This window comes from Vibrio sp. 10N.286.49.B3, from assembly GCF_002873395.1.
Taxonomy (GTDB): domain Bacteria; phylum Pseudomonadota; class Gammaproteobacteria; order Enterobacterales; family Vibrionaceae; genus Vibrio.
Genome location: NZ_MCUV01000042.1, coordinates 1 through 244 on the forward strand (window position 1 = coordinate 1; position 244 = coordinate 244).

The 244-nt window shown below is 53.3% G+C and carries 1 protein-coding gene; it reads left to right on the forward strand.

The annotated features are described in order from the left end of the window. Positions 1-244, forward strand: a 244-nt coding sequence (locus tag BCU68_RS16965) for a hypothetical protein (protein WP_198591742.1), incomplete at both ends; no start/stop codon positions are given.

Consider the following 244-nt stretch of genomic DNA (forward strand, 5'->3'; position numbering starts at 1 on the left):
CCAGGGGATGATCCGGACAACGACAAACCGACGCTGTCCATCAGTGACGATGTTATCGTCAATGAGGGTGAAAGTGTTGAGTTTACCGTGAGCCTGAGCAACCCAACTGAAGCGGACTTAGTGGTGAACTTAGCCACGACGGCCGACGGGGCTTACACCGCTGAGGCCAATGACTTTGGTGACATGGTGGTGACCTACCTTGACGGCAATGACGTTGAACAATCGCTGATCGTGGATAACGATG